This window comes from Francisella sciaenopsi, assembly GCF_045862875.1.
Classification (GTDB): Bacteria; Pseudomonadota; Gammaproteobacteria; order Francisellales; family Francisellaceae; genus Francisella; species Francisella sciaenopsi.
Genome location: NZ_BTHG01000005.1, coordinates 1 through 26,990, shown reverse-complemented (window position 1 = coordinate 26,990; position 26,990 = coordinate 1). Strand labels below are relative to the sequence as shown.

Below are 26,990 nucleotides of genomic sequence, written 5' to 3'. Positions count from 1 at the left end.
ACTGTATAAGTATTTTTAATATATAATGAAATTATGATGATTCAACTCTAGTTGATTAAATGTTTGAAAGAGACTCACAACAAAATCAATCTACAAAATTCTGCTTAATGAGTTGGAACTCATACAAAATCGACTATAAAGATACAGAAACATTCAAAGCCTATATCAGGCACACATATTTTAATCACAATATTGATATCTTTTGTCTACAAGAAGCAGTACACCAGCATGATACTAAATTCCCTATCGACAAATTCGATATAAACTTTGCTTCTAACATTGTGTTGCGTTCACATAATTATGGAGTAGCTACAGTTAGTCATTTCCCGGTGATAAAAAATGTCAAAATACTTACAACTCATCGAGAGTCTGTAATAAATACCCACAAAGCTTCTTTGATTACACATTTAAATATAGAGGGCACAAAAGTTGTTGTTGTGAATATCCATGCAATCAACTTCAAAAGCAATAAAGTTTATGAGTATGAATTTGAGAAGATAAAAGAATATATTTCTCCAGAGAAGTATAAACATCCTATTATAATTGCGGGTGATTTTAATACTTGGAATAGAAGACGAGTTAAATTAATCAAAGATTTTTGTAGAGAGTTTAGTTTTAAAGTAGCTTTTATAGATGAGCCTCAATTAATCAAATCCTTTCAGAGCAATCATTTAGATTTTGTGTTATATAGAGGTCTAAATCTTGAAAAAGCATCTGTTTTAGATTGCAAAAAAATATCAGATCATAATCCGATTATTGCAGAATTTTGTATCAAATAGATATTTGATTAGCCACCATAAGACTTAGTTTTATCGTTGATGATGTCATAGCAAAGATCAGTCAACTCAGCGACAGAGTAATCTTTTGGATCAATAGGTTTTCCAAAAGACATTCTAGCGATACCAGGCTTCACAAAGTCACCTTTTTTACGACCAAAATATACTCCAAAGTTATGAGCAACAGGTATTATTGGAACATTTGATACTTTGGCTAACTTCATTGCAGAACGATGAAACTTAGGATACTCACCGACAGGAACTCTTGTACCTTCTGGGAAGATTATAATACTTAAGTTTTTGTTTTCTATTCTATCTTTGCCATCTTCTAAAACTTTCTTGATTGCAGAAAGACCTTTTGATCTATCTACACCAATAGCCTCAGCAAATATATTTGTTTTACCGAATATTGGCTTTTCTAGTAATTCTTGTTTCATTACAAAACAGCAATCATGCACAAGACCATAAAATACAAAAGTCTCCAACATTGATTGGTGCTTAGAAACATAAATGCAAGGATAGTCTGGGATATTTTCTTTGCCCTCAACTTTTACATATATTTGCAATATAACCAAAGTTCCTAGACGATACAAACAAGACCATATCCAACAGACAAATAGCCTAACTTTTAATGATGCTCCTAATACTCCAACAGTATTCATTAGCAAACAAGAAAATAGTAGAACTATATATCCGTAGACCTTGAAGACTTGCATTCTTGCTAGTAATAGTAGATGAAGAATTTTTTTCATCTGATTGACCTCTTATTTAACCTTTAAACTCTTTTGTTTTTTCCGTTATTACCTTATGACAGTAGGTCGTTAGAGTCTTCGAGTCAAAATCTCTAGGATCTATGCGTTTACCAAAATCCATTCTAGCAATACCAGGTTTAATAATTTGTCCCCACTTTTTAGGGAAAAATCTACCAAAGTTATGTGCAACAGGAATAATATAAGTATTTGCATCAGCCGCTAGTTTCATTGCAGAACGCTGAAACTCTGGATATTCACCAATATTAACTCGCGTACCTTCTGGGAAAATTACAACGTTGATTCCATCTGCTAGACTTTGTTTACCATCTGTAACAACTTTTTTTAATGACTCTCTTGGCTTATCTCTATCTATAGCAATACTGCCTAGGTTTTTCATCGCTGTACCGAAGATTGGAGCATCAAAAAGCTCTTTTTTCATAATAAAATGACATTTACCAATTAAACCATAAAACATAAAAGTCTCTAGCATTGATTGGTGTTTAGATACATATATACAAGGATAATCTTTGTCGATGTTAATACGACCACTTACACGAATATACACTTGTAAGAAAACAAGCATCCCTATCCAATAAAGATAAGTCCAAACCTTGCAGACAGCCATTCTCCAAGCAATAGGGAGATTAAAAAAAGCGAATATATTTATAAGGATACTACAACCACCAATAACAGCAAATGAGTAGAGTTGGAAAGCAGTCATCCTAGCCCACATTAGAATATTCCAAATCTTTTTAAAAAAAGATTTCATTTAAAGACTCTCCATAAATTTTTAGTAGTTTTATTTAACTATCAGTTTGTACAAAAGCTCAAAATTATTAGTGTCATTATACACTTTTTACAAATAGCTGCCGACAAAAAATAAGCTTATGAAGAAAATAAAATAAGATTCTTAGATAAATATGAAAGATTATTTTTCTAAATATTTTAACTTATCTGGAACAGAAGCCCAGTTATCAGCATCTTCACAAGGATCACATTTTTCGACGATATTTGGCCAAATACTAGCCAACTCTCTGTTAAGATCAAGCATCTGCTCTTGGCTCTCTGTAAGATCATCGCTAGATTTGATAGCATCAACAGGACACTCAGGCTCACAAAGAGCGCAGTCGATACATTCATCTGGGTTTATTACTAACATGTTAGGGCCCTCATAGAAACAGTCAACAGGACATACTTCTACACAGTCACCATATTTACATTTGATACAATTTTCAGTAACTACAAATGGCATTTTACTAAATCCTTTCGTTATTTTACTTTTTTAAAAGAAACCCACAAATTATAGCATAGATATGAAAAAGGTAAATATTAATCTATTTTGTCGATTATATGACACAAAGCCTACATTTTTCATATATCTATTGCAGAAAATAAAAGAGCTAAAATTAGAAATATCTATTAACAAGTGGTACTATTAGCATAGTATTTATAATAATGTTTTGGTTAAAAATGAAAGCTGAACTTGACCCAAGAAAATTAATTGCTGCGACGACGATATCTGTAGCAGTTTTGTTTTTTGTAACATATCTGGTATCTATTGCAGATGGTAATAATACTTTATGTAATCCATTTATTTCTGGCTGTTCTGATATTACGCATGCTGGATTTACATCATATGAGAAGTATATGCTCAAAGCTATACTAATACCAACTGCTACACTTATGGCAGTGATTTTCTTTTTTATCACGCAGTTGCTTGTTCAAATAAGTGATAATAAGAAATCAATAATTAAGCAAGGTAAAGTTATGCTTTTCTTAGCATCTGTTGGTTGTATTGGCTTAATAGTTGGGACTTCAGTCATTGATGGTCAGCAGACTCTTATGAAAGTTCACCTAAAGGGTGTTGCTGTGTTCTTTGTGCTAATGAGTGTTTGTCAGGTTTGGTATACAATTATCGAATATAAGTATTCAGATCGACTTAACAAAGTACCACTTATTTTGCGTAGATTTGCTATTTTCATAACGGCAGCTTTTTCGATATGGTCAGTATTTATGGATCAGACAACAGTTAATCATAATATTGTTGAATGGTGGGGTGTTTATGCTCTTATCTTCTGGTTCTGGACATTTTCTATTACTAAAATTAAGTAGCCCTTTTACAGCACAATTGTCTTTTTATTTGTGATTCTCTAAACTTATTACTATCGTATCAAACTAGTTGGCATCTTTTATGTCTATAGCATCGTTGTTTAGTAACTCTAACCTTAATCAATATATAAATGAGAATTCAGTAAAACTAGATAAAACTGCACAGGATCTCTTTGATAAAGCAGCAAATGATGAGTTAAGTCATATGCTTAGCTCACCTAATCAGCTACAGCTTATTAGTCTTTTTATCAAAATGATTCGTGCGAAAAATGTCTTAGAAATCGGTGTTTTTAGAGGTTTTTCAACACTGATTATGGCTCAAGCATTGCCCTCTGACGGTAAAGTAGAAGCTTGTGATATTAGTTATGAATATATCAAGCCATACAAACACTTTTGGCAAGAAGCGAACGTTGAGCATAAAATTAAGCTTAATATTGCTCCTGCTTTAGAAACTTTAGAAAGGTTTGAGAAGCAAGCTAAGAAGTTTGACTTTGTATATATAGATGCTGATAAGCCAAATTATATTAACTACTATGAAAAAGCTTTAAATCTGATAAACTCAGGTGGAATTATCGCAATAGATAATGTGCTCTGGTCAGGTAGAGTTGCAGATGAGTATAATAATGAGCAAAATACTTTGGTTATAAGAGAGTTAAATAAATCAATTCATAATGATAATAGGGTAGAAGCTTGTATTATTTCTATAGGAGATGGTATCACTCTAGTTAGGAAGCTTTGATTTTTATGCTAGATAGATTTTGCTTAAGGCTTTTTTAGAAGCATCTAAAGCTTGTTGTGTAGATTGATCCTTAGCTAAAATTACTCCCATGCGACGTTTACCATGAATTTCTTTTTTACCAAAAATTCTAATATCTATATTTGAGTCGGTTAAAGCTTTATCAATCCCTAATATACTTGGATCTGTAGACTCTCCTTCAAGTAATATAGCCGCAGATGCTGAGGGTTGAAGAGTTTGTATTTGCGGTATCGGTAGACCTAGTATCGCACGAAGATGTAATTCAAATTCATTAATGCTTTGTGATATTAGCGTTACCATGCCTGTATCGTGAGGACGAGGAGAGACTTCATTAAAAAACACTTCATCACCCTTTATAAATAACTCAACACCAAAAACACCATATCCTCCTAGAGCATCTGTGATCTCTTTGGCTATCTTTTGAGATTTTATTAGAGCTATATCCGACATTGCATGGGGTTGCCAAGAGAACCTATAGTCACCATCTTTTTGGATATGTCCGATAGGATCACAAAATGAAACACCATCTTTATGTCTAACAGTTAGAAGAGTAATCTCATAATCAAAATCTATAAATTGCTCTACAATTACACCTTTAGCATGACCTCTAGAGCCACTTTGGGCATAATCCCAAGCTTTTTGAATTTCGCTATGTTCCTTGACTATAGATTGTCCTTTACCTGATGAGCTCATTACTGGCTTAATTACAAATGGTAATCCAATAAATTCGACAGCATCAAGATACTCTTTTTGACTATTAGCAAAACCAAATTTAGATGTTGCTAGACCAAGCTCCTTAGCTGCTAGAGATCTTATACCTTGGCGATCCATAGTGAGCTTCGTAGCTTTAGCACATGGGACAGTATTGAAGTTATGAGCCTCTAACTTTACTAAGCTATCAGTATTTATAGCTTCAATTTCAGGAACTATATAAGTTGGTTTTTTTGCTAATATTAGTTCTTGAAGAGCATCAGCATTTAGCATATCTATAACATAGCTTTCATGAGCTACTTGCATTGCTGGAGCATTTTCATAACGATCTACAGCTATCGTATGTATGCCTAATCTTTGAGCAGCTATTATAAATTCTTTACCAAGCTCACCTGAGCCAAGTAGCATGATTTTGATGTTAGAAAGATTCATATTGATAAGTATATTGTGAGAATTATTCTTAGAAGATATTTTATCAGAAAGAAGAAAGTTAAATTAAGGTTTTATGATAGTTTAGTGATTACTTTATATTGTAAACTTCTTTCATTGCATGAGCAAAGCTATAAGAGTCATTGCCTGTAGTCATAACTCCCTTATTGCTTGCACCACCAAACTTATCTTGCTCTGCTTGCCATACAAAAGCACCTATGTCTTGATGTTCTTTAGCAAATTTTGTAGCAGAAACTATCGGAGCATCTGAACCATTTGTTTCAGATTCCCATCCAATTACAGGATAGTTATTAGCCCATTCACCACTAGCAAGATCATAACCCATTACAAATTTTGTTTTAGTATTGTTGCCCGCAGTAAGCAATCTAGTTACTATATCATAAGCTGTATTAGGATTCATTTTTGCTGAGTTATAGTTTTGAACAAATATTGAATCAAAACACTCATGACCACCGCACGCATCTGCATTAAGCATACTATCAAACTTTTTGTTACCACTTGCAGCCCAGTATAGATCATTACCATCTGTTTGAGGAGCAGCTGTTATAAAAAATCCTCTAGGGAACTTATCAGCTTGTTTATTTGCAGCTTCTCTAATTGCTGTGATTAACTTAGTTATTTTAGGGTATGTTTGTATACCATCAACCAAAACAACATCTGCATCTGATATTCCTGTACTAGCACCTTCTAAATCAAAATCAACTCCATTTATATGATTTTCAGCAGCAAAAGATACCGTATCTTCAGCTATTTTATTTATAGATTGATCTGATGAAAGATCTGGTGTCCATGTGTTTTCATGAGCAATACCACCAAATGACATAATAACTAAAGGAGCATCTTTTTTGGTATAATCATAGTCCCAAGTACATCCACTTGCGCATATTGTAGCATCGTCAAACATACCAACACTTGTATTTATGACTTTACCAAAGGCTAATAGAGCAATGTTATAACCGTTTTCTCCCATGTTATCTATGGAAGTTATTTTATGATTCCAGTCTGCACCCCAAGAAGCCGTGTATCCGCCAATGACTTTTTCAGGCCAAGCACCAGCGACTTCATAGCTAATAGTGTTATCACCTTGAACCTTACCATCAACTATAGTTATGCTATTTGCATTATAGTTAGTGTCATTAATTTCATAGCTTTCAGGTTTTATAGTAAACTCGCCTTTTGAAGGAATAGTTGTTGTATTTGAACCATTATCCAAGTTTATAGAGTCACCATACTTGTCACCATTAGAAGATATTCTTTCTGCTGTTACAGTTTTGCTAGGAGAAGCATCTTCAGGGAATTTAACATTGAAACTAACATTAGCAGGTTTAACATCTTCTGCTTGGAAGTTTATATTTAGGTTTATCTCTGTAGTTTCTTCATTAACTACTACAGGGTTAGGCGTAATAGTTTTAGCAACATAGTTCTTTGAACCATCAGAGCTTAAAACACTACTAACTGAAACATCGTAAGAACCTTTAGCCACAGTTATAGGTGTTGGATTATTAGGGTTTATAGTGTATGTTTGAGAACCAATTTTAACATCAACTTTATCTACGATTTCAGGTAATCCTGTAGTTTTGATATTTACTTGAGCTTGTACTACAGCTTCACATAGTACCCAAGCTGAGCTATCAGCAGGAGAAGCGCTAGTCCAATAATCATTTAGAAGTTGATATATAGAACCATCAAATTTAACAAAAGCACCTTTACTATAACCACCCCAGAAGCCGCCTTGACCATTAGGGATAAAGTCTTTAACATCTGCAGGGATAGTGTCACACTTGCCAGGTACTGGAGCTGGTTGCTTTGTATATGTTAAATTTATAGAGCTAGAATCTTTTGTCATAGCAAAAGAGTTTGGAGAAATAGAACCATTAGTTGCACTAATAGCGTAATTGATAGTTTGACTATCTGAGTATGGTAATGTTACCTGATTATTTGTAACAGTATAAGATTTACCATTCGCTGAGAATTCAATTTTTGCATCAGCAGGTAAACTATCTCCAGATAGTTTTACAGAGATTGTTTTTTCTGTTGTAGGCTCTGGAGATGGTCCTGGGCTTTCACATCCTTCTGTCCAAGCCTGTTGCCAAGCAGTACCTGTGCCTGGTGCATAAGCCCAAGCAGCTGAAGAAGAGCACCATCCAGGGATATCACACACATAGCAAGATCCAGCATTATTTACTTCTTGACCTTTAGAGTAGCTTGTTCCTGCATTGTAGTTGACAGCGGCAGCGTAGCTTGTAGCTCCACATGCTGTTAATAAAGCACTTATTAATAGCTTTTTATATTTCATATAATTGCTCCGAATCTAAAATTTTATATAAAAATGAATTACTGTTATAGTATATAAGCTATTAGTAAATAGTAAATTGTCAGAAATTGATAGGTACTTGTTAATTTTTACCAACCAAGAAGAAAGTTTAAAGAAATATACAAAAGGATTTATTTACTTAGAAAAAACTATATTGTGGTCACTATCTACATCAACAACTATCTTATCTTCTGCCTTAAATTCACCATCAAGTAGTTTAAGTGCTAGAGGATTTTCTAAGTTGCTTTGGATAGCTCTTTTAAGTGGTCTAGCACCAAATACAGGATCAAAACCAGCATCAGCTAATTTATCCATAGCTTTAGCTGTTACTTTTAAACCTATATTTAGATCTCTTAGACGTTTTTCTAAGCGTTTAATTTGTATCTTAGCTATTTCAGTTATCATCTCTTTGTTTAGAGGTTCAAATACAATAGCATCATCAACTCTATTTACAAATTCAGGTCTGAAGTGGCTAAGCACCATTTCCATTACAGCATCTTTGACTGTGTCATAATCTTGACCTTGCATTTCTTGGATTCTATGCGAACCAAGGTTAGAAGTCATAACTATTACAGTATTTTTAAAGTCAACTGTTCTGCCTTGACCATCAGTTAGTCGCCCATCATCTAATACTTGCAGCAAGATGTTAAATACATCTGCATGAGCTTTCTCAACCTCATCTAGTAAGATTACAGAGTAAGGTTTTCTTCTAACATGCTCAGTTAAATAACCACCTTGCTCATAACCTACATATCCTGGAGGAGCACCTATCAATCTAGCTACAGAATGTTTCTCCATGAACTCAGACATATCTACTCTAAGCATTGCATCTTCATCATCAAATAAGAATTCTGCTAATGCTTTTGTAAGCTCAGTTTTACCTACACCTGTTGGACCTAAGAACATAAATGAACCTATAGGTCTATTTGGATCTGATAATCCAGAGCGAGATCTTCTCACAGCATTAGATACTGCTTTTATTGCTTGATCTTGACCAATTACTCTTTTATGTAGGAAGCTTTCCATATTTAGAAGTTTATCTTTCTCTCCTTCCATCATCTTAGATACAGGTATACCAGTAGCTTTAGAAACTACATCAGCAATTTCATTTTCTGTAACAGATGTTCTGACTAGTTTATTCTCAGAAGGTTCTGCCTCAGTATTTTCAATTTGTTTAATTTGAGCTTCAAGCTCTGGTATTTTACCGTATTGTAATTCAGCCATTTTGCTCAAATCACCAGCTCTTTGGTATTTCTCCAGCTCAAACTTAGCTTTTTCAAGCTCTTCTTTTAGCTTGCTTGTACCTTGCATCTTAAGCTTCTCTGCTTTCCAAAGCTCCTCAAAACCTTGATATTCAGATTCTAAGCCTTTGATTTCAGTTTCTAATATCTCTAAACGCTTCTTGGTAGCATCATCCTTTTCTTTTTTTAGCTGCTCACGTTGCATTTTTAGTTGAATAATTCTACGGTATAAACTCTCCATTTTTTCAGGTTTAGAGTCTATTTCCATACGGATTTGGCTAGCTGCTTCATCTACTAAATCAATAGCTTTGTCAGGTAGTTGTCTATCTGTAATATATCTATGTGATAAAGTAGCAGCGCTCACAATAGCAGAGTCTGTAATATTCACACCATGATGTAGTTCATATCTTTCTTTTAGACCTCTAAGGATAGCAATAGTATCTTCAACAGTTGGTTCATCAACTAGCACCTTTTGGAATCTTCTTTCAAGTGCAGGATCTTTTTCAACATACTCACGATATTCATCTAGAGTCGTTGCCCCAACACACTTCAGTTCACCACGAGCCAAAGCTGGTTTAAGCATATTGCCAGCATCCATAGAGCCTTCTGCTTTACCTGCTCCAACCATAGTGTGTAACTCATCTATAAATAGAATTACATTACCTTCTTGTTTTGATAATTCTTTTAAAACAGATTTTAGACGTTCTTCAAAATCTCCTCTAAATTTAGCTCCAGCTAATAATGCACCCATATCCAAAGATAATACTTTTTTGCCTTTGACACCTTCTGGTACTTCATTATTAACTATTCGTTGAGCTAAGCCTTCTACAATAGCAGTTTTACCAACACCTGGCTCACCTATAAGCACAGGGTTGTTCTTAGTTCTTCTTTGTAGTACTTGTATAGTTCTACGGATTTCACTATCTCTACCAATAATAGGATCAATCTTTCCTTTTCTTGCTAGATCAGTTAGATCTACAGTATATTTATCTAATGCACCTTTCATATCTTCTTGATTTTGACTACTCACTTTCTCCCCTCCGCGATAATCGTTGACTGCTTTTGTAAGCTTTTCTTTTGTAATATTAAATTTATTATATAATCCTGCTAAACTTTTATCTTCTAGCGATGCTAATAAAAAGATCTCGCTTGATATAAACTCATCACCGTTTTTATTTGCTAAATCTTGCATTTTATGCAGCGTAGCTATCAAATCTCTAGATGGAGTTACTTGAGGATTACCTTCTCCAGATAATATCGCAACACTATCAACCATATCATTTATAGCTTTTGTAAAGTTCTGTGTATTGACGCCACAAACACTTAATATTGCTATTGCAACACTATCATTTTGCTCCAAAAGAGCTTTTAGCATGTGTGCTGATGTAAACTCAGTTGCTTTTTGTTGGAAAGCATAGGACTGAGCTTCTGCTAATGCTTCCTGTAGTTTTATTGTAAATTTATTTATATCCATTATTTCCCCCTAAGAAATAGTATCTGTTATATATTTAAGGATACTTTGCTGTTTTTCAAGTAATAAAATAAGCTTATTGAAAAAAAAATATAGATAAGTTTTAATGTTTTTATTGGTGTTTTTAGTTTTACATTCTTCACGAATACTAAATAGTACTTGTAGCTTATTATCAAGAGTTCTAAAATACAATCCTAAATATTCTATTAATTTATAAAATGAATATATTACAAAATACTTTTACTGGTTGGAGTAAAAGAGAGGTTAGCTGGTTAATTAGCTGTATAGTATTAACTATTATTGCTGCACTTGTCAGTAGAAGTAGCGCATTTATACTAATATTCTCTGTTATCAGTATTACAAATTTGATATTAGCAGCTAAAGGAAAAGTTTTTAACTATGTTTTAGGGCTTATAGCAGCGGTTATGTACGCTGTAATCTCATATCAAAACCAAGTTTATGGTCAATTACTTCTTGCGGTACTTTTTTTGTGTCCAATACAATTTTATGGTTGGTATAACTGGACTAGACCCAAAAACACAACTAAAGAAAAACAAATTAAAATCAAAAAACTAACAAGAGTACAGTTTATAAGCATTTTGGCTTTTATAGCTGTGGTATCGACTATATATGGGTATTTTGTTTTACATTTATACTTTGGTCAAAATGTGGGGTTAGTTGCAGATGCTATCGTTGAAGTTACTTCAATTATAGCTTTTATACTTACAGTATTGTTATTTAAAGAGTTTTGGATACTTTGGTTGGCTGTAGATGTTTTGACAATTTCAATTTGGGTTGATGGAATTTTGGATTCAGCAATTACCATTGCGATTATTCCCGTGATTATTACAAAAGTTGTAGCATTAATAAATGCTATATATGGTTATGTAATTTGGAGGAAGAATTATAATTTACAGAAGCAAGCTGATCTTTAACTATCTTTAGTTGCGGCTTTCATTTCTTTAACAAAACATTCAAGCTCGCTAAGCATTTTTCCTTTATTTGAGAGATTGTTTTGAATTATTTTCACTGTTGCAGAACCAGAAATTGCACCAGCAGCACCTGCTTTGATTGCTTGTTGAACTTGCTCTGGTTTAGAGATACCAAAACCTAAGATTGGCTTAGGTGCATTATACTCTCTAAGTTTAGCTAATACATCTTCTACGGGCATATTTGCTGCAGTTTCTACACCTGTTACACCAACTCTCGATAGTAAATACGTATAACCACTTCCAAGTTCAGAAATTTGTTTAAGAGTAACCTCATTAGCATCAGGAGGAGCAATAAATATCTGAGAAATACCTACTTTTTTAGCAATATCACGAAACTCTTTAGATTCATGAGCTGGTACATCAGCTATAAGTATAGAGTCAACACCTGCATCTAAACATTTTTGATAAAAATTCTCTATACCATTTGCATAGACTAAATTAGCATAAAGTAGTAATCCAATAGGAACACTAGGGTATTTAGCTCTTATTTTTGTGAGGATATCAAAACAGTCTCTAGGAGTTATTCCACTCTCTAAAGCACGAAGATTAGCTCCTTGAATAGTTGGACCATCTGCCAATGGATCAGAAAAAGGTATACCTAACTCAAGAGCATCAGCACCTGAGCTAACTAGAGTGTCGATAATCTCAAGAGATAGCTCTTTATTAGGATCACCTATTGTTACAAAAGGAATAAAAGCACCTTCGTTTTTTTTCTCTAAACTTGTAAAAAGGGTTGTATATCTATCCATTGCTAAATCTCTCCCTTTTCTTTTAAAATGTCATGTACTGTAAAAATATCTTTATCACCACGCCCAGATAAATTAACAACCAAAAGTTGCTCTTTATCAGGATTGTCATAAGCAAGCTTAAGAGCATATGCTAAGGCGTGAGATGATTCTAAAGCTGGGATAATTCCCTCTTTCTTACAAAGTAATTTAAAAGCATCTAACGCTTCATCATCAGTAGCTGATGCATATTCAGCACGACCTATTGCTAGTAAATGAGCGTGTTGCGGACCAACAGACGGGAAATCTAGACCTGCCGATATAGAGTATGACTCTTCAATCTGACCGTCAATATTTTGCATTAATGGTGCTTTCATACCAAAAAATATACCAGTTTTACCATGTTTGAGAGGTGCACCATGTTCACCAGTTTCGATACCTTTACCAGCAGGTTCTACACCTATCAGTTGTACACTAGTTTCATCGATAAAGTCAGCAAACATACCAATAGCATTTGAACCACCACCAACACAAGCAATGACAGCATCAGGTAATTTACCTTCTTTAGCAAGAATTTGTTGTTTAGTTTCTTCACCAATCATTCGTTGAAACTCTCTAACAATTGTCGGAAAGGGATGAGGTCCTGCTGCTGTACCTAATAGATAGTGAGCTTTATTATAGTTTGCAGACCAGTCTCTCAGAGCTTCGTTACAAGCATCTTTAAGTGTTGCTGAACCGCTATGCACAGGTATGACTTCAGCACCCATTAATCTCATTCTAAAAACATTAGGGCTTTGACGTTCAACATCTTTAGCACCCATATATACTCTGCACTTTAGATCAAGTAAAGCACATGCTAGAGCTGTTGCAACTCCATGCTGACCAGCTCCAGTTTCTGCAATTATCTCATTTTTACCCATTCTCTTGGCAAGTAGAGCTTGGCCAAGTACTTGATTGGTTTTGTGAGCGCCACCGTGTAGCAGATCTTCACGTTTTAGATATAATTTGGTTTTTGTGTTTTTGACTATATTTCTAGTTTTTGTCAAAGCAGTTGGACGACCTGCATACTCTTGTAAAAGTTCTTTAAACTCTTGTTTAAAACTCTCATCAGCCTGTGCTTTTATAAATTCTTGCTCTAGTTGATCAAGAGCCGGAACAAGTATTTGTGGTACAAACTGACCACCATACTCACCAAAATAAGCATTTAGTTTTGACATTTAAATACTATAATTAGATTTTAATGCTTATATTATCGCTAATATTTGTTGCAAAGGCTAGAGTAGAAAGATACTGATATCAATATTATTTTAAATTGTAAATTTTAGAAAATTTATCATCCAAATAATCAATATAGTATTTAGCGTTTAGATACTCCCCACACATATCATGGATAATTTCATCAGCAGGTTTTAGACTACCAAACTGATGTATATGCTTAGTTAAGAAGCGCAGTATTAGTTCTAGTTTATTTTCTCTAATTGCAGTGTTCACATCAAATTCTTTATTCATATAATAAAAAATTTGTGAAGCATATGCACTACCAAGAGCATACGTCGGGAAATAACCAAACAATCCAGCAGACCAATGTACATCTTGTAATATCCCATTAGAGAAGTTATTTGGAATTATGCCTAAGTATTTTTGATATTTATCATTCCATAGTTTTGGTAACTCTCTAACATCGAGATTTTTTTCAAAGATTTCTTTCTCTATTTCAAAGCGTACTAGTATATGCAGAGAGTAGGTTAATTCATCTGCTTCTACACGGATTAGGCTAGGGCTAACTTTGTTAATAGCTTTATAGAATACTTCTTCATTAGTGCTAGCCAAGTTTTCAGTAAATAAGCTTTGTAATTCACTAAAATTACTATCCCAAAATGCTTTATTTTTACCGACTAAGTTTTCATAAAATCGTGATTGTGATTCGTGTACTCCTAGGCTAACACCAGTGCCTAATATAGTATCATAAATATTATCACCGATATTTTGCTCATACATGGCATGACCAGTTTCATGGATAGTACCGAATAATGAAGATGTAAAAAGATCTTCAATATAGCGTGTTGTCATTCTAACATCATATTTATTGAAGTTTAGAGTAAATGGGTGAGCACTTTCTTTTAGAATACCACTATCAAAGTTAAATCCTAATTGCTTAGCTATCTCCTGAGAATATTCTTTTTGCTTATCGATATTATATGGTTTATCAATACAGCTAGTATCAACTTGATCAGCATCTTTTATTTTTTCTAGAAGAGGTACTATTCTTTCTTTTAGACTGTCAAAGAAAGGTTCTAATTTTGCAACAGTCATACCTTCTTCATAATCATCAAGAAGCACATCATAGGGATGCTCATGAGAACCAATTCTTTTTATATATTTTTTTTGATACTTTATAATCTCTTCTAGATATGGAGCAAATACTTCAAAGTCATTATCTTTACGAGCTTTTGTCCAAATATTTTGAGCTTGTGATAGTAGTTTGTTGTATGCAACATATTCGTCTTTTGGTATTTTGCTTAGTTTATCTTTTTGCTTTGTTGTTAGATAAACAATCCTTTTATCAGTTGTATCAAGCTTGGATAAATTACTATTTAAATATTTTAAACTGCTAGTTATTTCTTCACTATTAGTTATTTCATAGATTTTTTCACTGAAAAAACCAATAACTTCAGATGTGGTATTGATTGAATTTTTAGGGGCTTGTGTTTCTAAGTCCCAGTGCATTAGAGAAATTGCGTGATTATATTTCTTCTTTTGAGATAGTTTGTCCTTGAGTATTTGGAGCTGGTTTTTGGTTTCGCTCATTTTTTTCCTTTGCCTGCTGCTTTCTTTCATTAGAAATAGTACGTCTTAATAGAGTATCATATATTGGTTTTTGATGATGAATATATGTCAGCATCGACGCACTAAAGCAGGTTATCATCAAAGGAAGTAAAAGGTGGAAGTTCCAAGTCATTTCCATTACAAGTACAATACCAGTCAGTGGCGCTCCTACTGTTGCAGTAAATAAAGCACTCATTCCCGCTACAGCAAAGACACCAGCATCAATATTATACTCAGGAAAAAGCTGAGCTATAGACAGGCCATAAGCTAGTCCAAAAACAGTTCCAAGAGCAATCATTGGAGCAAATATACCACCTGTAACACCTGTTCCATATGAGAAAATTACACCGGCAAAACGAAGCGCAAATAAAACTAAAAGCATTTTGATAGATAAGTTGTAATCTAGAGCATTTGCTATCACGATATAGCCACCACCTACAGCATTTGGAGAAAGTACAACACCGACACCAAATACGATACAAACAGTTATAACTAGAGTCCAGTATCTTCTTTTAGAGCCTTCTGAGAAGAAGTTAGCGACTTTAATTATTGATTTGTTAAATAGCAATCCAAAGTAACCAAATATAATACCCAATACCATAAATAACCAAAGAGTATTTTGTGGAACTGCACTAAATGTCTCGACACGTATTGCAGGCGGATTGCCCATAATAGCTCTAGAAATAATCGTACTCATGATACAAGCCACAAGTACACATTTTATTGCTGAAACACTAAACCTAAACTTTCTATTCATTTCTTCGATTACAAAGACAATTCCCGAAAGGGGTGTATTAAATGCAGCAGCTAAACCAGCACCAGCACCAGCAGATATCACAGCGTTTGCATACTTTTTAGTGAGCTTAAATCTATCCACAAAGAACTGTGCTAATGCTGCAGCCATGTGTATTGAGGGACCTTCTTTACCTAAACTTAAACCAGAACCTAAAGAGAAAAGGCCACTCACAAATTTGACAGGGACTACTCTTTTACGTAGTTTTCGACATCCTTTTAGCGCACCTTCTACTTCTTGGATACCACTACCACCAGCTTCTTTGGCAAACTTTCTAACTATAAGAATTGATATCACTACCATAGTTATAGTTAGAGAAACAGACATTATAATTTCAACAAATAGATTACCACCACTTAAAGAAAACAACATTTTTTTAAGTTCAGTAATTGAGTCTAGGATTAATTGGAAAAATGTTGCAAATAGGCCGACCAATGTTCCTATAACAGCGCCAGATAATACTAACACCCATATATGCCTATTGTTTTTGTAGTATGTGTCTAGTACTTTATTACTCATGATAATACAGTAATACTGGGTCAGTTCAGAATTAACACAAATTATACATATTTGAAAGTTTTTAAAAAGAAAAAGTTGACCAAAATCAATAAATACTTATCTATGGTATATTTTTGGTTATGGCATTTGCTATATTTATAGAATCTTTCTCGTCACCGAGAGTTCCGACTCGAATTTTTATCTCAGTAGAGCGGCTACTTAGACTAGTTAGGCTAATAGTTACATCATTGCCATTCTGAGATGCTTTGACTTCTGCTGTTTTGTCTTTATATGATTGGCTAAGTAGAGAGTATTGTTTATCCATTTGCATAGTTTTGATTGTTGCATTGTATACAGAGCGGATATCTTTGGGCACCTCAATTATATAATCACCATTTGCATAATATACAGCACCACCAGCAACAACTGCTGCTCCTATTAAAATTGCAGTAGCAACACAACTATTCAGAGATATCAGCAGGATAACTGATAAAATGATAAAGTGAGCTTTTTTGAACATTATTAAGAAGCGTTGAATACGTTAGCCTGAACCTGATCCATAAGTTTTGATGACATCGCTTGATCGCCAAAAGTACCAAACTTGATAGTTACTTTAGCTATTTTGTCAGTAAGATTATCAATCTTGATACTAAAGCTTGTGCTATCTATCTTAGTAGCACCTTCGATATCAGCAGATTTATTAGTTTTATCAATATCTTTTGATACTAGAACAAAGTCATTATTGTCACTAACTGCTTTAAGAGCAGCTTTATATACAGCAATGTAGTTACCTTCTATATTCATAGAATAGTTACCTTTCATATAAGCAACCGTACCACCACCAACAGCAACAGCAGTTACAATACAACTGTTTAATATTAGTGCGGAGGCAGATACTATTATTGCAATAAGAAATTTTTTAAAGATATCCATTTTAATTAACCTAATTATAAATTCTTTTGAATTTGATCCATTAGTGTAGCAGACATAGCTTGATCACCAAAGGTACCAAACTTAATAGTTACTTTGGATGCTTTATCAGTTATTTTTACAATCTCAACATAAAAATCTGTAGAGTCAACTTTTGTTTTACCTCTTATATCAGCTTTTATAGGAGTAAGATTTTGCTTAGTAAGAACCATATTATCATTATTCTGTATTGCTTTCAAAGTAGCATTGTAAATATCTTTGACACTACCATCCATGTTCATTGAATATTTACCGTCAATATAGGCAACCGTACCAGCTCCTACAGCACCAGCTACAATTAACCAACAACTACTTAGAGATAATGCTGATGTTGCCAGTAAAGTAGCAGTTAATATTTTTTTTAGTTTCATTGTTTTACCCTCATTTCAATATGTTATATAACAAGCACAAATGATAATATATCTGCTTTTAGACATAGTCAATTATTTCTTTATCTTTATCTAATAGCTTAACGCTAGTTATGTGTATTATTGAGATCACCAGTTTTTTTATTCAAAAATACAAGTTATTATAATGTTTAAAAATTTATCTTTAATAGAGCCATGATTCATCTTCTTGATTTTTGTACTATGGTTATTAATCTTTTGTGTACTTTTTTATTAGCAGGGCTATATATTATTGGTTGGCCTGTAGGTATAGTTGGGTTGATTATGAGTGCGGGATTGTTTTCTATAAGTGGCTTATATGCTGACGCCATATTGCAGATAATTCTTTTATTTAGTTTTGGGTATGGCTGGTATAGTTGGCAACCTAACTTTAGTCATAAAAAGATAGTTGTTCATAGACTTAAAATTATTGGCTGGTTAAAGGTTTTAGTAAGTATTGGGGTGTTTGGTTTGGTGGTTTCTCATCTACTTATATATTATACGGACTCAACAACGCCATATATGGATGGTTTTACAAGTGTGGCATCACTTGTTTGCGTTTTTTTAGCAAGCAGAAAAGTAATAGATAACTGGATGATATGGATGGTTGTTGATTCTACTTATGTACTGTTATATATGTATAAAGAGTTACCATTTGCTGCTATTACTACATTTATATATCTAATTGTGGCAATATACGGCTATATTCATTGGAAAAAATTAATCTATACATAAATGATATTAGATGCACATGTCCATACAGATAAATATTCATTAGAGAGATTGCAGCTTGTAGCCGGAGAATGCCATAGGCACAATATAAAGCTTATGTCTGTTGCGATGTGTATCACTTCGTATAATAATATAAAGGAATTAAGTGAAAAATATGATTTTATTATTCCATCATTTGGTATTCACCCATGGAAGGCGGATATATATGTACATGATCTAAAGTCTTTAGATAAATACTTGTTTGAGAGTAAGTATATAGGAGAGATCGGTTTAGATAATAAGTTTTTGGATTATGCTGCTCCATTTAGAGATCAGCAGCAAGTATTTGAATATATAGTCTCACATAGAGCAATAGATAATAAATTACTAAATTTACATACAAGTGGTGCAGAGCTAGAGGTTTTGCAAACTTTAGAAAGATATAAGCGTCATAAGTTTATTGTCCACTGGTATGCAGGAGATCTTGAGGTATTAGATAAATATTTAGCACTAGGTGGTCATTTCTCAATTGGTGTTGAGATTCTATTTAGTGAACATATTAGAGAGATAACTAGACGAATACCTTTGGATAGGATCTTGATAGAGACAGATAATCCTTCATCATATTCATGGCTTTTGGGTAAAGAACAAAGTGATGGTATGCCAACTTTATTATTTAAGGTGATTGATAAGATCTGTGAAGTTAAGCAAATTTCTGTTGATGGTTTTTTAAAAATCTTAGAAGCAAATCAAAAAAATATTTTACTTTAGCTAAAACTTGGTTTGCTTAGTTATTTTTTTTGATAGATACTTTTAGTTATAAGGTCTAAATGCTAAAGGTGTATCATGCCATTGTATCCAGAAATAGAACCATTTAATCAAGAATTTTTAAAAGTTTCAGATATCCATACAATATATTTCGAAGAGTGTGGAAACCCTGGTGGGAAACCTGCGCTATTTATTCACGGTGGCCCAGGAGGAGGTATTCAACCGAGTTATAGGCAATACTTTAACCCAGATAAATATCGAGTAATATTAGTAGATCAGCGAGGCTGTGGTAAAAGTACTCCATTTGCTGAGCTTAAAGAAAATACAACGCAAGACTTAATTCAAGATTTTGAAAAAATTCGTAAAAAATTGAATATTGATAAGTGGATGATTTTTGGAGGGTCTTGGGGTAGTACTCTAGGGTTGGCATATGCTCAGGCCTATCCAGAGGTTGTAACAGAGCTTGTTCTAAGAGGTATATTTCTTGGGCGAGAAAAAGAGCTGTCGTGGTTATACCAGCATGGTGCTAGTATGGTATTTCCTGATATGTGGGAGAAATATATAGAGCCGATTCCAGTAGAGCAAAGAAAAGATTTTATATCAGCGTATCATTCAATACTTACAAGTGATGATGAAGAGTTAATGCAAAAGGCTGCTATAGCTTGGAGTGTTTGGGAGGCATCAACAAGTAAGTTATTTATAGATAAAAAATCTATAGATAGATATGGAGAGGATAAGTTTAGTTTGGCTTTTGCGAGAATTGAATGTCACTATTTTAAGAATAAATTATTTATACAAGAGGCTCAACTATTAAAAGAGGCTCATAAAATTAAGGATATTCCTGGTGTGATAGTGCAAGGTCGCTATGATATGGTTTGTCCAGCAGTAAGTGCCTGGGATTTGCATAAAGTTTGGCCAAAGGCGGAGCTAAATATTATTGCAGATGCTGGCCACTCTATCAGCGAACTGGGAATTTTAGAGGCTTTGGTAAGAGCAACAGATAAATTTACAGATTAATTATTAAAATAATAGTATCTCTTTGTTTCTAACTCGCCTATAAGCTAGAACTTCACAAAAAACATTCATTATTCATTCTGTGTTGCAGCATCAAGTACTAATTAGTAGTTATAAAAATAAACTTTTTTGCTATAAAAAAACTTTTATCTAAGATCAGTGCGGTGTTAGACTCGATTCCAACACTTAATCAAAAGTGTAATTAAAGAGGTGCGTGAGTTATATCTCTAATGTTAGGTGCATAAACCCCGACGATCATTAGAAAAGATAGAACTTATGCCGAAAGATTACTCAAGTTTATGATTAGTAATCTTGGTTCTGATATTGAAAGATAGCAGAACTGTCATGTCGTTTAAAATAAGTGTCGACGTGGAGTGCTTTAGTTTGTGTATGTATTTCTCAAATTTTATGTTCTCTCGTCTGATATTGTAGCTATTAGAGAGGAGAGCTTATATGTCAGAAACAATTGTTGCCAAATTTGGTGGCACAAGTGTAGCAAATCAAGAAACTATTAGACAATGCGCTAATATAGTTAATTCAGATAATAGAATAAAGTTAGTAGTTGTGAGTGCTCAATTAGGTATCACAAATCTATTGATTCAATTAGTAAATAACAGCAGAGATAACGCAAAAGTAGAAGAAATTATAGGGCAGATAGAGTATATAGTTAATCCAATATTAGAGTCTATTAATTCAAAAGATGTAACTACTTCTATAAATGACATGATTACTGAACTTAGAATGTTTGCAAACATGGCTGCTTATTTTAGTGGTAAGCAACTATCAGATTCTATCTTAGCTTTTGGAGAGATGATTTCTTCTATTCTAGTTGCTAATGTTTTTAATCAAAATGGTATAAATGCATATCATTTAGATTCAAGAACGATCCTTAAAACTAGTAGTAATTTCGGTTGTGCTAGCCCAAATTTATCAGCTTTAGAAACTAATGCCATTGAGCATATTTTACCTAAAATAGATCAAGGTTACGTTTGTGTCTTGGGTGGATTTATTGGCTCTGATTCTCATGGTAACACTACAACTTTAGGTAGAGGATGTGGTGACTATTCTGCGGCTTTATACACTCAAGCTATAAAAGCAGATCAGTTGAAAATTTTTACAGATGTAACGGGTATCTATCAGGCTGATCCAAGAGTTGTTCCTAGTGCTAGTTCTTTAGGTACTCTAGGATTTAGTGAAGCGGCAGAGCTGGCTACTTTTGGAGCTAAAGTTGTACATCCTAAAACATTTTGGCCAGCAATGACTAGTAACTTTGATGTTTATATTGGTTCAACATTTCAGCCAGAACTCGGTGGTACTTTGATTACACAAAAAATGGATTCTAACAGAAACATCATAGCTGTAGCTGAAAGAAAAGATCAAACTCTATTAACTATAAAAAGCTTTAATATGTTTGGCTCTCAAGGTTTTTTAGTGAAAGTCTTTAGTATTTTAGCTAATCATAATATTGCGGTAGATTTAGTTTCTACTAGTGAGGTAAGTGTTGCAATTACTTTAGATAAACTAGGTAGTCATTCTATGGGTGATGATTTAGTAACACCAGAGCTTTTAAAAGATTTAGAGTCTATAGGTAATGTAAATATTAAAGTCGAAAATGATTTGTCTTTGGTTAGTGTGGTTGGTAGTAATTTACATCAAATAAATGGCGTTAGCGGAGAGCTTTTTAATAGTCTTAAAGACTACAATATTAGACTTTTTAGTCATGGAGCTAGTGAGAATAGTATATGTATGCTTGTCGCTAGTAAAGATGCTCAAAAAGTTGTTAATAATGTTTACAGTAGTTTTTTTAGCTAGAGGAGAGAGGGATGAGAGTAGCTATAGTTGGTAATGGTAAAACAGGATCTGCAGTAGCAGAATTGTTATCGCAAGATGAAATATCAGGAGTATATGACTCAAAAAATGTATTAACAACAGGGGCACTACAGAATGCAGATGTGGCAATAGTTTTTGTTAATGCAAAAGTATTGCAAGGGCTTTTACCTATATTACTAGAGGTAAATACACCTGTAATCTGTGGTACAACAGGATATGACTGGGATCAGGATTTTATTAATTATATAAATCAAAACCAGAAAGCTTGGGTTGTTGCTAATAATTTTAGTTTGTCTATGGTGGTTGTAAGAAATATTTTGGCTTCATTGGGTCAGTTAAATCAATTACATGAGAATGCTGATTATTCAATTACAGAAAAGCATCATGTACAAAAAATTGATACTCCAAGTGGTACGGCAGTATCTTGGAGAAATTGGTTAAATATAGGAGATGTATCTATAGAGTCTATCAGGGAGGGAGATATAAAAGGACAACATCAAGTTGAGGTAAATACACAGCATGAAACAATTGAGTTTAAACATACTGCTCATGATAGAAGCTTGTTTGCTGAAGGAGCAATATGGGCGGCAAGAGAAGTGTTTCAAAGAGGTATTACGGGATTTGTTTATTTTGATGAGTTGGTAAGAGAGAGATTATGTCTATAGATATTAATAATAGATTATATACTGCATTAGTTACTCCAATGTTTGAAGACGGTTCTATTGATTGGGTTAGTTTTGAGAGTTTATTAAGAATTCAAGAGCATCAAGGATGTGGAATTTTAATACTTGGCAGTACAGGTGAAGCTTTAGCTTTAGATTTTGATGAGCAGTGCGAAGTTGTAAGATTTGTAACTAATTTAAACCTTAATGTTCCAGTAATGGTTGGAGTTGGTGGTTTTCAGTTAGCTAAACAGCTTCAATGGATAGAGTTTTGTCAGACACAAAGAGTTGATTGCTTCTTGGTTGTTACTCCACTTTATGCAAAGCCTGGTTCAGCTAGCCAAACTAGTTGGTTTAAGGCAGTTCTAGATAAAGCAGAAAGACCTTGTATGTTATATAACGTCCCTTCAAGAACTGGGGTTAATTTAGCAGAAGAAGTGTTGATAAGTTTAAGAGATCATCCGAACCTTTGGGCGTTAAAAGAAGCTTCTGGAGATATTCAAAGATGTGCACGTTATCATGAGCTAGCTCCAGATTTAGCTATATATAGTGGAGAAGATGGCTTATTGCCAGAATTGGCTGATGTTGGTGTTAAAGGTTTAGTGTCAGTTGTTTCTAATGTTTGGCCAGAGCAAACAAAAGAGTATGTTAGACAGAGTCTTGCTCATGAGATAACAATTGAAGACAAAGCTGTGTGGGAAGCTGCAGCGAAATCTTGTTTTAGTGTGGCAAATCCTATCCCAGTAAAAGTATGGTTAGCTCATAATAGTGTAATCACAACAAATACTTTAAGAGCCCCATTATTGGCGGATGAGCTTCAAGATTTAAGTTTATTAATAGGAGCAGATAGCTTAGTTAAAGAATGGTTTAGCCACGTATAGATATTTAAGGAGATAAGTTTAATGAATTGGAAAAATGTTATCGAAGAGTTAGAAGCAGGAAGACTAAGAGCAGCAATTCAGTTAGAAAATGGTGAATGGATTGCAAATCAAGATGTTAAAAAGGGGATATTAGCTGCTTTTAAGGCTGGCCATAATATTGAACTTTCAGGATCCTATTCTGGATTTGTTGATAAAGATAATTTACCAGTTAGAAATTTTAGTGTAGATGATGGTGTTAGATTAGTGCCAGGTGGTTCATCTGTTAGAGCAGGCGCTTATGTGGCACCATCTGTTATTGTTATGCCGCCAGCTTATATTAATATAGGAGCATACGTTGACTCTGGAACTATGGTTGATAGCCATGCTTTAGTTGGATCATGTGCCCAAATTGGTAAGAATGTACACTTATCAGCAGCAGTTCAGATTGGTGGGGTTTTAGAGCCAATAGGTATGAATCCAGTAGTTATTGAAGATGATGTATTTGTTGGTGCAGGTGCAGTGATCGTAGAAGGTATAGTTGTTGGAAGGGGTGCTGTTATAGCGCCATCTGTTGTTTTATCAAAAGGCGTAGCTGTTTATGATGCTGTTAATGATAAGGTTTTAGATAAAGGCTCAAAAATTCCAGAGAATGCAGTAATTATTCCAGGGAGTAGACCAATTAAGACTAGTTGGGCTAAGGAGAATGGTCTTCAAGCTTATTGTCCAATCATTATTAAATATAGAGATGAAAAAAGTGATGCTTCATTAACTTTAGAGGAAATATTAAGGTAGTTTAATGAATATAGAAGCTCATAGAAGTAATTTGGAAAGTATATGCAAAGAGAGTGATGCTCCTTTTTTTTATTATGATTTAGACATGTTAGAAGCTCATGCCAAAGAGTTACAAAAACTGCTAGTAAAGCTGTGGTATGCATTAAAAGCAAATCCATTATCTAGGATAATTAAAGTCTTTGATGAGCAAAAAATAAGTTTTGATGTTGCTAGTATTGGTGAGTTGGATCAGGTTTTAGCTCAAGGAGTAAATCCTAAAAATATTTTACATACAGGGCCAGCTAAGTCATATTCTCAATTAGAATATTTTCTAGCTCAAGGCGTTAGAATTTTTGTAATCGAGAGCATAAATCAGTTTAAAGATTTATCGAGTCTTGTAGAAAAAAAGAATATAAACGTTAAAGTCCTTTTAAGAGTTCAGCTTGTGTGGAATGATCAAGAAAGCAATGTGCTTGGAGGAGGGGGTTGCGTAACTCCTTTTGGATTATCTATAGATGATTGGAAAGACTTTTTTAGTAGTGCCCCAGATATTTCTAATAATATGTCAATAATTGGAATGCATTGTTTTCAGTGGGGAAACATTCTTTGCTTAGATAAACTATCTCAGATATGGAATACAATAACTAAAGCTTTGTTAGATTTAAGTGAGGCTATTGGTATTTCTTTAAAGGTTATAGATTTGGGCGGTGGAATAGGTGTTCCTTACAATGCCAGTCAAAAACCGTTATCAATAAATGATTTAATATTTTGCTTTAAAGATCTTAAAGAAAAATTTCCAGGAATAGAATATTGGTTAGAACTAGGTAGATATGCTGTTGCAGAGAGTGGCGTTTATTTAACTAAGATTATCGATAGAAAATCAGTAAATGGCATTGATTTACTTGTGGCTGATGGAGGCGCTCAGCACTTAGTTAGGCCTGTATTAACTGGAGAGAGTTTTCCAATAGAATTGCTTAGAAAAAAATCTTGCAGTGAGACAAATGACTTCCAGGTTCATGGACCTCTATGTACAAGCTTAGATAAGGCAGGCACTGTAAATCTACCAAAAGATATAGAGTTAAATGACTATTTAATATTTAAACAAACCGGAGCATATGGTTTCACTGAAAGCATGCCATTCTTTTTATGTCATAATTTACCAGCTGAGGTGATTTTTTATAAAGGTCAGCTTCAGACCATTAGACAAAGTAAAAAAGCTTCTAGTTGGTTAGTATAAGAGTGCGAGGTTGAATAATGCTAAAAATTAGTGATAAGGTAGGTTGTATTGCAGTATCAGCTACAGTTGTAATGTCTGAATTAGCAGCTGAATTGAAGCAGCAAGGAAGGGATGTAGTATCCCTTTCTATTGGAGAGCCGGGATTTTCTCACCTGATTGTGTCAAAGAAGCTGCTAAAAAAGCTATAGATAATAATATTACTAAGTATCCTCCAATAGATGGAATCCCTGAATTAAAAGAAGCTATAATCAAAAGATATAAAAGAGATTATGGTTTAAGTTTTAATAAAAATCAGATTTGTGTGACAAGTGGCACTAAGCAAAGTATACATAATATTTTTACATGTATTTTTGATGATGGGGATGAAGCTATATATTTCGCACCGTATTGGGTATGTTATCCAGAACAATTAAAGTTAGATGGAGCAAAATCAGTTATAGTAAAAACCCCTGCCGAAAATAATTTCCAATTAGATATTAAAGAAATTGAAAAAGCTATCACATCTAAAACACGAGCAATTATTCTAAATTCTCCTAATAACCCTACAGGAGTTTTATACACAAATGAAACACTAGCTTCTTTTGCGGAGTTGATTAGGAAGTATCCAGATATATGGATTATTTCAGATGAAATATATGATCAAACTTTATTTGATGATGTAGCTATCTCTTTATTACAGATTGCTCCTGATTTATCTAATAGATTTATTATAGCAAGTGGAATGTCCAAGGGTTATGCTATGGCTGGTTGGAGAGTTGGCTACGTTATAGCACCAGAAATATTAAAAAATGCTATAACAAAACTACAATCCCAAACCACTGGAGGTGCTTGTTCAATATCTCAGATGGCATCTATAGAGGCTTTAGCTTTAGACAATAAGTATTTAGAGAGATATACATCTATTTATAAAGAAAGAGTAATGTATGTTTATGATTATCTTAATGATATAGAAGGAGTCGAAGTGGTAAGACCTTCTGGAACTTTTTATCTTTTTCCAAAAATAGAAAAACTATTACAAAAAACCTCATTTAAAAATGATATAGAGTTTTGTTTAGCTTTATTAAAAGATCAGGCTTTAGCTATAACACCTGGAAGTTACTTTGGTTTAGAAAATTATATAAGAATAAGTTGTGCCGATGATTTAAATATTTTGGCAGAAGCTGTGACAAGGCTTAGTAAATTTATTAAAAGAGAAATAATTAAATAAAAAAGTATTATTTTTTAAGGTAAGTCGGATATTTATTTTTTTGTTATAAAGCGTATTAAATGAGCATTAGGGTGTCAAAAAGTCTGTATAAACGGTGCTTTTGGGTATTGAAATTGCTATTGATTTAAAAAAAATGCAAAAAGTTTAATTTTTTTTAAAA

25 protein-coding genes, 1 pseudogene and 1 riboswitch are annotated in these 26,990 nt (G+C 33.6%); of the genes and pseudogenes, 13 read left to right on the top strand and 13 right to left on the bottom strand.

The window, feature by feature from the left end; genetic code table 11:
- Positions 1-59: 59 nt before the first annotated feature.
- On the top strand, positions 60-779 hold the full coding sequence (locus tag ACKTR7_RS06525; protein WP_407877558.1) for an endonuclease/exonuclease/phosphatase family protein: 720 nt from the start codon (positions 60-62) through the stop codon (positions 777-779).
- Between the two features lie 8 nt (positions 780-787).
- Here ACKTR7_RS06525 and ACKTR7_RS06520 read toward each other — a convergent pair whose 3' ends face one another.
- From ACKTR7_RS06520 to fdxA, 3 genes are all read right to left on the bottom strand, one after another.
- A complete protein-coding gene (locus tag ACKTR7_RS06520) occupies positions 788-1,528 on the bottom strand; it encodes a lysophospholipid acyltransferase family protein (protein WP_004286879.1) in 741 nt (246 codons plus the stop codon).
- A gap of 16 nt (positions 1,529-1,544) precedes the next feature.
- Positions 1,545-2,297: a lysophospholipid acyltransferase family protein gene (locus tag ACKTR7_RS06515; protein ID WP_407877557.1), complete on the bottom strand. Its 753-nt coding sequence runs from the start codon at positions 2,295-2,297 to the stop codon at positions 1,545-1,547.
- A 159-nt stretch (positions 2,298-2,456) separates the two neighbouring features.
- Positions 2,457-2,780, bottom strand: coding sequence for a ferredoxin FdxA (gene fdxA, locus ACKTR7_RS06510; RefSeq protein WP_004286881.1), 324 nt, complete (start codon positions 2,778-2,780; stop codon positions 2,457-2,459).
- 218 nt (positions 2,781-2,998) lie between these two features.
- Between fdxA and ACKTR7_RS06505 the strand changes: the two genes are divergently transcribed.
- Both ACKTR7_RS06505 and ACKTR7_RS06500 read left to right on the top strand, forming a co-directional pair.
- Entirely contained in the window at positions 2,999-3,640 is a 642-nt protein-coding gene (locus tag ACKTR7_RS06505) for a Frag1/DRAM/Sfk1 family protein (RefSeq protein WP_044527174.1), read from the top strand.
- Between the two features lie 79 nt (positions 3,641-3,719).
- Positions 3,720-4,376: an O-methyltransferase gene (locus ACKTR7_RS06500; RefSeq protein WP_407877556.1), complete on the top strand. Its 657-nt coding sequence runs from the start codon at positions 3,720-3,722 to the stop codon at positions 4,374-4,376.
- A gap of 3 nt (positions 4,377-4,379) precedes the next feature.
- On the opposite strand, the gene purT is transcribed toward ACKTR7_RS06500, so the two are convergent.
- From purT to clpB, 3 genes are all read right to left on the bottom strand, one after another.
- A complete protein-coding gene (purT, locus tag ACKTR7_RS06495) occupies positions 4,380-5,537 on the bottom strand; it encodes a formate-dependent phosphoribosylglycinamide formyltransferase (RefSeq protein WP_407877555.1) in 1,158 nt (385 codons plus the stop codon).
- A gap of 88 nt (positions 5,538-5,625) precedes the next feature.
- Positions 5,626-7,851, bottom strand: coding sequence for a glycoside hydrolase family 18 protein (locus ACKTR7_RS06490; protein WP_407877554.1), 2,226 nt, complete (start codon positions 7,849-7,851; stop codon positions 5,626-5,628).
- Positions 7,852-8,004: 153 nt separating this feature from the next.
- On the bottom strand, positions 8,005-10,584 hold the full coding sequence (clpB, locus tag ACKTR7_RS06485; RefSeq protein ID WP_407877553.1) for an ATP-dependent chaperone ClpB: 2,580 nt from the start codon (positions 10,582-10,584) through the stop codon (positions 8,005-8,007).
- Between the two features lie 215 nt (positions 10,585-10,799).
- Between clpB and pnuC (ACKTR7_RS06480) the strand changes: the two genes are divergently transcribed.
- Positions 10,800-11,516 carry a nicotinamide riboside transporter PnuC gene (gene pnuC / locus ACKTR7_RS06480; protein WP_407877552.1) on the top strand — a complete coding sequence of 239 codons (717 nt, stop codon included), beginning with the start codon at positions 10,800-10,802 and terminating at the stop codon, positions 11,514-11,516.
- Here the strand turns inward: pnuC (ACKTR7_RS06480) and trpA are convergent.
- The 7 genes from trpA to ACKTR7_RS06445 form a co-directional block, all read right to left on the bottom strand.
- Positions 11,513-12,322, bottom strand: coding sequence for a tryptophan synthase subunit alpha (trpA, locus tag ACKTR7_RS06475; RefSeq protein WP_407877551.1), 810 nt, complete (start codon positions 12,320-12,322; stop codon positions 11,513-11,515). The two genes, pnuC (ACKTR7_RS06480) and trpA, sit on opposite strands and share 4 nt — an antisense overlap.
- 2 nt (positions 12,323-12,324) lie before the next feature.
- On the bottom strand, positions 12,325-13,515 hold the full coding sequence (gene trpB, locus ACKTR7_RS06470; RefSeq protein ID WP_407877550.1) for a tryptophan synthase subunit beta: 1,191 nt from the start codon (positions 13,513-13,515) through the stop codon (positions 12,325-12,327).
- An 85-nt stretch (positions 13,516-13,600) separates the two neighbouring features.
- On the bottom strand, positions 13,601-15,106 hold the full coding sequence (locus ACKTR7_RS06465) for a carboxypeptidase M32 (protein WP_407877549.1): 1,506 nt from the start codon (positions 15,104-15,106) through the stop codon (positions 13,601-13,603).
- On the bottom strand, positions 15,042-16,436 hold the full coding sequence (clcA, locus tag ACKTR7_RS06460) for a H(+)/Cl(-) exchange transporter ClcA (RefSeq protein ID WP_407877548.1): 1,395 nt from the start codon (positions 16,434-16,436) through the stop codon (positions 15,042-15,044). Before clcA ends, ACKTR7_RS06465 begins: the two co-directional genes overlap by 65 nt.
- 100 nt (positions 16,437-16,536) lie before the next feature.
- Positions 16,537-16,935 carry a DUF3568 family protein gene (locus ACKTR7_RS06455; RefSeq protein ID WP_407877547.1) on the bottom strand — a complete coding sequence of 133 codons (399 nt, stop codon included), beginning with the start codon at positions 16,933-16,935 and terminating at the stop codon, positions 16,537-16,539.
- A gap of 2 nt (positions 16,936-16,937) precedes the next feature.
- On the bottom strand, positions 16,938-17,348 hold the full coding sequence (locus ACKTR7_RS06450) for a DUF3568 domain-containing protein (protein WP_407877546.1): 411 nt from the start codon (positions 17,346-17,348) through the stop codon (positions 16,938-16,940).
- A gap of 14 nt (positions 17,349-17,362) precedes the next feature.
- Positions 17,363-17,755, bottom strand: a complete 393-nt coding sequence (locus ACKTR7_RS06445; protein ID WP_407877545.1) for a DUF3568 domain-containing protein — start codon at positions 17,753-17,755, stop codon at positions 17,363-17,365.
- Positions 17,756-17,947: 192 nt separating this feature from the next.
- On the opposite strand from ACKTR7_RS06445, the gene pnuC (ACKTR7_RS06440) reads away from it, so the two are divergent.
- The 9 genes and pseudogenes from pnuC (ACKTR7_RS06440) to ACKTR7_RS06400 all read left to right on the top strand — a co-directional run bounded on the left by pnuC (ACKTR7_RS06440) (position 17,948) and on the right by ACKTR7_RS06400 (position 26,830).
- Complete coding sequence (pnuC, locus tag ACKTR7_RS06440; protein ID WP_407877544.1) at positions 17,948-18,505, top strand: nicotinamide riboside transporter PnuC; 558 nt, start codon at positions 17,948-17,950, stop codon at positions 18,503-18,505.
- Positions 18,506-19,252 (top strand): TatD family hydrolase, encoded by a 747-nt coding sequence (locus tag ACKTR7_RS06435; protein WP_407877543.1) that lies wholly within the window; start codon positions 18,506-18,508, stop codon positions 19,250-19,252. It abuts the gene before it with no gap.
- Positions 19,253-19,327: 75 nt separating this feature from the next.
- Positions 19,328-20,266, top strand: a complete 939-nt coding sequence (gene pip / locus ACKTR7_RS06430) for a prolyl aminopeptidase (protein ID WP_407877542.1) — start codon at positions 19,328-19,330, stop codon at positions 20,264-20,266.
- Positions 20,267-20,460: 194 nt separating this feature from the next.
- A riboswitch (Lysine riboswitch) is annotated at positions 20,461-20,651 on the top strand.
- A gap of 65 nt (positions 20,652-20,716) precedes the next feature.
- Positions 20,717-22,075, top strand: a complete 1,359-nt coding sequence (lysC, locus tag ACKTR7_RS06425) for a lysine-sensitive aspartokinase 3 (protein WP_407877541.1) — start codon at positions 20,717-20,719, stop codon at positions 22,073-22,075.
- Positions 22,076-22,086: 11 nt separating this feature from the next.
- Positions 22,087-22,758: a 4-hydroxy-tetrahydrodipicolinate reductase gene (locus ACKTR7_RS06420; protein WP_407877540.1), complete on the top strand. Its 672-nt coding sequence runs from the start codon at positions 22,087-22,089 to the stop codon at positions 22,756-22,758.
- The gene (dapA, locus tag ACKTR7_RS06415) at positions 22,749-23,636 is read left to right on the top strand and encodes a 4-hydroxy-tetrahydrodipicolinate synthase (protein ID WP_407877539.1); all 888 of its coding nucleotides are present in this window, start codon (positions 22,749-22,751) and stop codon (positions 23,634-23,636) included. The genes ACKTR7_RS06420 and dapA overlap by 10 nt, the downstream gene beginning before the upstream one ends.
- A gap of 21 nt (positions 23,637-23,657) precedes the next feature.
- Positions 23,658-24,407, top strand: a complete 750-nt coding sequence (locus ACKTR7_RS06410; protein WP_407877538.1) for a 2,3,4,5-tetrahydropyridine-2,6-dicarboxylate N-succinyltransferase — start codon at positions 23,658-23,660, stop codon at positions 24,405-24,407.
- 4 nt (positions 24,408-24,411) lie between these two features.
- Positions 24,412-25,623, top strand: coding sequence for a PLP-dependent decarboxylase (locus tag ACKTR7_RS06405; protein ID WP_407877537.1), 1,212 nt, complete (start codon positions 24,412-24,414; stop codon positions 25,621-25,623).
- 17 nt (positions 25,624-25,640) lie between these two features.
- Positions 25,641-26,830 (top strand): annotated as a pseudogene (locus ACKTR7_RS06400) (pyridoxal phosphate-dependent aminotransferase).
- The last annotated feature ends 160 nt before the right edge of the window (positions 26,831-26,990 follow it).